Source organism: Acidiplasma aeolicum, assembly GCF_001402945.1.
Classification (GTDB): Archaea; Thermoplasmatota; Thermoplasmata; order Thermoplasmatales; family Thermoplasmataceae; genus Acidiplasma; species Acidiplasma aeolicum.
This window is the reverse complement of the sequence record NZ_LKBG01000163.1, coordinates 1-952: the sequence shown is the minus strand read 5'-3', so window position 1 is coordinate 952 and position 952 is coordinate 1. Positions and strand designations below refer to the sequence as shown.

Sequence of the window (952 nt, the reverse complement as noted above, 5' to 3'; positions counted from 1 at the left end):
CGTCTTTAAAAAATAACATTTATTTCTCCAAATTTTTTAAAATTACATTTTTTAATAAAATAATTAATTCATCAGAGCATGATGGGGTTTTGGCCCTTACGTATTCTATACCATTTTCTGCAAGGAATTCCTTATATTTTACATCAAGATCATATAAAATTTCTAGGTGTTCATATAAAAATCCAAGTGGCACAACAGCAATATTTTTAATGCCATCCGCCCTGAATTTATCAATTAGAGAGTAAATAGATGGCTCAATCCATTTTCCATAGGGCCCCTGGCTGTAAAATGCTGTATAATAAGATTTTATTCCAAGAATTTTTGAAATTTTATCAGCATATTTGTGTAAGGAATTTATATAATCTGTTTCGTCATCTATTAATGGAAGGCTGTGTGCGGTAAAAAGAAAGGAATCATAATCATAAATGTATTTAGAAATGTTTTTTATCCATGCATATGTGAACATTTCATCATCAAGCCCGTTTATGAACTTATAATCAACATTTTTTGGCAGTATTGCCTTTTTGAACGGTATCTCATATGATTTACTAACATTATTAGATTTAAACGCAAATAATGGCAATGCTATTACAGATTCATATTCATTATTCAATGATTCAACGGTTTCCTCAATTCCTGGTTTCCAGTGCTTGTATGCATCCGTAACCTCAAAATCACCGTATTTGTTTAAAAGCCTTGATAGCTTATCCATAATATTTTTTATTATTTCATTTGATGGAGATTTTCCATTAACCATTCTGTATTTTTCAATATTTTCATTTAAAATATTTTCAGGCACCTTTTTTCCGTTGAAAATCCCGCTCAGGTATTCAGGTACATCCTCAATTCTTTCAGGGCTACCATAGCTTAATAATATAACCTTGTACATATTAGTGTATACAATTTTTCTTCTGGATTTACCGATGTAAATTCCACCTATTAAACCGGTTAA

Annotated in this window: 1 protein-coding gene; it reads right to left on the bottom strand. The window is 30.1% G+C overall.

Annotated elements, in window-relative coordinates; all coding sequences use genetic code 11:
- Positions 1-19: 19 nt before the first annotated feature.
- Positions 20-952: ferrochelatase (locus AOG54_RS04000; protein WP_055032458.1), on the bottom strand; the 933-nt coding region annotated here is incomplete at its 5' end.